The organism is Moorena sp. (assembly GCF_982860115.1).
The window spans coordinates 1-4,598 of the sequence record NZ_CEYLVT010000370.1 but is presented as its reverse complement, the minus strand read 5'-3'; the positions used below and the strand labels follow the sequence as shown (position 1 = coordinate 4,598).

The 4,598-nt window shown below is 44.4% G+C and carries 5 protein-coding genes and 1 pseudogene; 4 read left to right on the top strand and 2 right to left on the bottom strand.

The genetic code is table 11. The features are described from left to right. Nucleotides 1–472: 472 nt before the first annotated feature. Nucleotides 473–1,165, top strand: coding sequence for a hypothetical protein (locus AC4II3_RS31435; RefSeq protein ID WP_488029589.1), 693 nt, complete (start codon nucleotides 473–475; stop codon nucleotides 1,163–1,165). Between the two features lie 558 nt (nucleotides 1,166–1,723). Here the strand turns inward: AC4II3_RS31435 and AC4II3_RS31430 are convergent. After that, a pseudogene (locus tag AC4II3_RS31430) lies at nucleotides 1,724–1,894 on the bottom strand (IS5/IS1182 family transposase); the annotation flags it as partial. Between the two features lie 107 nt (nucleotides 1,895–2,001). Here AC4II3_RS31430 and AC4II3_RS31425 point away from each other — a divergent pair. Both AC4II3_RS31425 and AC4II3_RS31420 read left to right on the top strand, forming a co-directional pair. Continuing rightward, nucleotides 2,002–2,433: a DMT family protein gene (locus AC4II3_RS31425; RefSeq protein ID WP_488017112.1), complete on the top strand. Its 432-nt coding sequence runs from the start codon at nucleotides 2,002–2,004 to the stop codon at nucleotides 2,431–2,433. Between the two features lie 42 nt (nucleotides 2,434–2,475). Continuing rightward, nucleotides 2,476–2,811, top strand: a complete 336-nt coding sequence (locus AC4II3_RS31420; protein ID WP_287314885.1) for a DMT family protein — start codon at nucleotides 2,476–2,478, stop codon at nucleotides 2,809–2,811. A 423-nt stretch (nucleotides 2,812–3,234) separates the two neighbouring features. On the opposite strand, the gene modA is transcribed toward AC4II3_RS31420, so the two are convergent. Next, nucleotides 3,235–4,029 carry a molybdate ABC transporter substrate-binding protein gene (gene modA / locus AC4II3_RS31415; protein WP_488029591.1) on the bottom strand — a complete coding sequence of 265 codons (795 nt, stop codon included), beginning with the start codon at nucleotides 4,027–4,029 and terminating at the stop codon, nucleotides 3,235–3,237. Between the two features lie 141 nt (nucleotides 4,030–4,170). Here modA and AC4II3_RS31410 point away from each other — a divergent pair, with 141 nt between their 5' ends. Next, nucleotides 4,171–4,542 carry a hypothetical protein gene (locus tag AC4II3_RS31410; RefSeq protein WP_490723015.1) on the top strand — a complete coding sequence of 124 codons (372 nt, stop codon included), beginning with the start codon at nucleotides 4,171–4,173 and terminating at the stop codon, nucleotides 4,540–4,542. Nucleotides 4,543–4,598: the final 56 nt, after the last annotated feature.

Here is a 4,598-nt window from a genome sequence, read left to right as displayed (position 1 = left end):
CCCCACACCCCACACCCCGTAAAGCTTTTAAGGCTGTTTGTCACCCCGTCAGGTAGAGTGGGCATCCTGCCCGCCCCAAGACTACGCGGAACAGGCAAGATGCCTATTCCACAGGTGCGACCCATGGCCCGGGAACCCGGCCTAGGAGGCGCGCACCTAAACACTCTTAAAATCATGCCATTATTAAGCAACGCCACCAAAACAGCTTCTTGTGATCTCTTCCTAGCCGGTTAACTATGACTAGGTGTCATAGTTATAGTGTCACAGCAATGATTAACTTGAGCTAAAACGTTAATAAACTTAATATATTTATTTTCAGGGTAAGCGCCAGAAAAATTTAGCCAAAATGTGATATCTAGCCAGGGTAATTTTAACTTTTGATGCCAGCTCCTTTTCCACCTCTTGAGACTGCATTGTCCTATTAGTATGATTATCTAGAGAGAAATAGGAAACAAACAATGACCTCCTCTATGTGTTCCACCAAGGACGAGGAGATAGTGGCTGGCTCTGGTATAACGTTTTTGATGGCAATGAGTGGGCTGGAGATAAAGAAATTGGTAATACTGGTATAACTGCTGGCCCATCAGCAGTAGTATACAATGACCTTCTCTATGTTTTCCACCAAGGACGAGGAGATAGTGGTTGGCTCTGGTATAACGTTTTTGATGGCAATGAGTGGGCTGGGGATCAAGAGGTACCTAAAACCGGAATTACCTCTAGTCCATCAGCAGTAGTATACAATGACCTCCTCTATGTGTTCCACCAAGGGCGAGGGGATAGTGGCTGGCTCTGGTATAACGTTTTTGATGGCAATGAGTGGGCTGGAGATAAAGAGGTACGGGCCACAGGTTTAACTGATGATCCAGATGCATTAGTCTACAACGGTCAAGTATACGTGTTTCACGAGGGCAGAGGTGATAACGGTTGGCTCTGGTGCAATGTCTTCGATGGCGATAAGTGGGCTGGAGATCACAAGATACATAAAACTGGGATAACTGCTGGACCATCAGCAGTCGTATATAATGACCAAATTTACCTGTTACATCAAGGGCGAGAGGACAGTGGATGGATGTGGTGTAATGTGTTTAATGGCTCTGAATGGGTTGGAGACGAAGAAGTACCCAATACTGGTATTTCTGAAGGACCAGGTGCAGTGATTTACTAATTAGTTGCGCCTTAACAATATCTAGCAATTATCATAGCTATGAGGTACACAATTCCCAGATTTTAGGGAACAGCGGATCTGGGAACATTAACCCACCCCTAACCCCTCCCAGGAGGTTAATAGGGAAGATGGAATAGCGATGCGCTGCATCAAGAGGTGCGACCCGTGGCGAATTTAATTCGCCAACGGAAAGCGCACCTAACAGGGAATCAAACTCAAAGAATAGTGTACCTCATAACTACGATAAACGCTATATATATTAACAACAAACCTCATTCATAGTCTAATCTGAATAGATAAAAACAAGACCACTACAGACTAAGGCGCAAACCCATCCAGGCGCTCTGTTTTGAGATGACGCAGAACGCGGAGCGCGGCTGTATTGACGCAAAAAGTTAAATAGCTGATTATAAAGTTGGGTAGAGTAAGACATGCTTGCTGTTGAGCTAGTTGTGTAGTGACTCTTGCGCTTGCCTATCACTCTGCCCCAATTCTAGCAAACAACGTCATTGCAAGCTTTGAGCCACTTGTGTCAGGCAGCCAGCCCCGATTCTCTTAAGTTCTTGTTTTTTTCTTCAGTTTTCCTGCCTGAGATTTGTAGAGAATATCTATGATATTTTCCGTTTGTATTCGACTTTGATTTAACAACCCTAAATCTTTGGGATACCTGAGATCTGCTGGAGCACAAGTAGCATCTATTCTTAATTTTCCTTGATTTGTGATTTCCTTTAGCTTGTTCTAACTTTTTTGTTCCGGTTCACCCTCCACAGCATCAGTAGTTTTTTTCACCATCTTTTTTTTCAGCAAGCCCTCTGTAGAGTACGTTAAATTTAGAAATGGTATTAGGAGAAAAACTTGTAGTGTGGAAACAAAATAATCTTTTATTCGCAGAAAAATCTAACCCTGTAACAGAGAGTTTCCGAGCTTTTGTCGTACCGATCATGCTCTTCACATCTAGTATGATCATGGCAATCGCTTGGCTCGGACATCTGAAATTTAACCAATTTCCCTTGATCTGGGCTATATTATGCTCTTGGCTGCTTGTGCTTCCAGAATATTTTATCAATATTGTTGCAATTCGGCTAGGTTATAAAGTTTACACTGGGGCACAGATGGCGGCTTTTCGTCTCTGTTCTGGGGTAATTTGCGTTGCCCTGGTCTCCCGACTGTTACTGGGGGAGGATTTGGGCCTAAAAAAACTTTTTGGTTTTGGGCTAATGATTATCGCCATGGTTTTCATTAGCAGGAAATCCTCCCACACTGCTTAATGCTAAGTTACCTTCAGAAGAGAAATTACGTTTTGATTTTCAATGAAAGTCGTTTTAGTTCCCCTAATGCTATGTTTATCAAGTTTACTGATGGCTTTCGCTTGGCTGGGTCATATCCGGTTCCAAAACCAAGGATTTCTCCTGGCTCTCCTCATCAGTTGGGTAATTGTCCTCCCAGAATACATTCTTAATGTTTTAGCAATTCGTTATGGTCATGGAGTCTACACTGGAGGGGAAATGGCGGCATTGAATCTAGGCACGGGAGTTTTGTCTGTCGCCCTTGTGTCCCGTTTATTTCTCAAAGAGTCTATGAATTACTATCAAATATTCGGTTTTTTCCTGATGACCTGGGCAATTATGCTCGTCGTCTATGAGTAATTTGTAGACAAGGCTGAGGCTGGGGGAACGGGCAACAGTATACTGTGAAAGCAGTGTGACTCTTGCAAGGGAGCAAGGAGTAGGTAAAAAAAATAACCAATCGAAATAAAACCGAGTTATTTAGGGAGTTTGTTCGCTCCTTACCCACTTACCAACCTCCAACTGAAATATCTACTCCCGAAAGTGACGAAGATGGTTCCAGTGGGGAGAGTTAGGGATGGTGTCTTTACTGTGAGCTGAGTAAACATGAGTTTGGGTCTGCAATTGGCCTTTGAACCACCCTACGGGAACAGCTTTGCTGCGCCAAAGGCGTTCCCGTAGCGGCGACCTAGGAGAATCGCAGCCGTGAAGGCCAATGGCGAAATCTAAAAAAACATACCCTTGAAAGCTACTCCCTGCTCCCTACTCCCTTATAATTAAAATTCAATTATCCACCATAGTAAACCCATACTTCAAAAATACATTTTTAGCTGAATCACTGATCAGAAACTGCACAAACTGGTTAGCATGATCAGGGTTTTTAGACTCCTTCAATACCGCTACAGGGTAGATAATCCGGGAGTAAGACTCTGGCGGAGCAGTAGCAACTCGTTTAACTTGGTTTGATACGTTAGCATCTGTTGCATACACCAATCCAGCATCCACATTACCTGTTTCCACATAGGATAGAACTTGGCGAACATCTTTCCCAAAAACCAACTTGGGTTTGAGCTGTTCAAACAAATTCAGAGTAGTCAGAACTTCCTTAGCATACTGTCCAGATGGTACACTTTCCGGGTCTCCCATGGCTATTTTACTGATTTGATCAGACCTTAAATCCTTAAAATTATAGATACCATTATCGTCTTTATAACTAACTAAAACTACCTGATTAGTAATAAGATTTTGCCTTGTTTTTTCTAGTAAAAGCCCCTTAGAGTCCAGAGCATTCATCTGTTTCAGAGCTGCTGAAATAAAAACATCCACTGGCGCTCCCTGTTCGATTTGTTGCTGCAACGAACCAGATGATGCAAAGTTATAAATAATGGTAACCTCTGGTGTTTGCTTAGTGTAGAGTACTTTGATGGCTTTCATAGCATCTTGTAAGCTAGCAGCAACTGATACCGTTAGGCTCACCACTTTTGGCTGTTGATTGTTAAGGGTAGGAGCACTGCAAGCTACCAAAAATGAAGATAGACTTAAGCACAGAAACCATGATCTACTTAGGGTTTTTACCATAGGACTGAGTAGTAGAGTTATAGCGCGTAGCGCTAGGGAATAGGGAATAGGGAATAGGGAATAGGGAATAGGGAATAGGGAACAGGGAATAGGCAATAGGTATGCGCTGCATCAAGAGGTGCGACCCGTGGAACAGGCATCTTGCCTGTTCCTGATATTTTGACCCCAGGCATCTTGCCTGTTCCTGATATTTTCACCCCAGGCATCTTGCCTGTTCCTGATATTTTGACCCCAGGCATCTTGCCTGTTCCTGATATTTTCACCCCAGGCAGGATGCCCGTTCCTGATATTTTCACCCCAGGCATCTTGCCTGTTCCTGATATTTTCACCCCAGGCAGGATGCCCGTTCTTGATCTGGTCGCGCGGGCAGGATGCCCGTTCCTGATATTTTCACCCCAGGCATCTTGCCTGTTCCTGATATTTTCACCCCAGGCAGGATGCCCGTTCTTGATCTGGTCGCGCGGGCAGGATGCCCACTCTACTCCTATTCGCGGGCAGGATGCCCGTTCTTGATCTGGTCGCGCGGGCAGGATGCCCGTTCTTGATCTGGTCGCGCGGGCAGGATGCCC

Coding starts and splice junctions, on each gene's coding strand:
- AC4II3_RS31425 (WP_488017112.1), top strand. CDS start 2,002: ATGGTATTAGGAGAAAAACTTGTAGTGTGGAAACAAAATAATCTTTTA.
- AC4II3_RS31420 (WP_287314885.1), top strand. CDS start 2,476: ATGAAAGTCGTTTTAGTTCCCCTAATGCTATGTTTATCAAGTTTACTG.
- modA (WP_488029591.1), bottom strand. CDS start 4,029: ATGGTAAAAACCCTAAGTAGATCATGGTTTCTGTGCTTAAGTCTATCT.